At 64.4% G+C, this 275-nt stretch carries 1 protein-coding gene; it reads right to left on the bottom strand.

The features are described from left to right. Window positions 1-275, bottom strand: a 275-nt coding sequence (locus SB816_RS31475; protein WP_410548179.1) for a methyl-accepting chemotaxis protein, incomplete at both ends; no start/stop codon positions are given.

Below are 275 nucleotides of genomic sequence, written 5' to 3'. Positions count from 1 at the left end.
CCGGTCGACTGTTCGCGCGACGATGTCACAATGGCGTTGATGTGGCGGTTGATCTCCTGGACTTCGCGGACGATGGTTTCCAGCGCCTTGCCGGCATTTCCGACGAGATCGACGCCGGACTGCACCTGCGATGTCGAGGCGTTGATCAGCGTCTTGATCTCCTTCGCCGCATTGGCGGAGCGCTGTGCAAGTTCGCGCACTTCCTGTGCGACGACGGCAAAACCCTTGCCCGCTTCACCGGCGCGCGCGGCCCCCACACCGGCGTTCAGCGCCAG

It is taken from the genome of Achromobacter sp. SIMBA_011, from assembly GCF_046535435.1.
Taxonomy (GTDB): Bacteria; Pseudomonadota; Gammaproteobacteria; order Burkholderiales; family Burkholderiaceae_B; genus Achromobacter; species Achromobacter dolens.
Note: the sequence above shows the minus strand (reverse complement) of the source record. Positions and strands in the feature narration are given on the sequence as shown.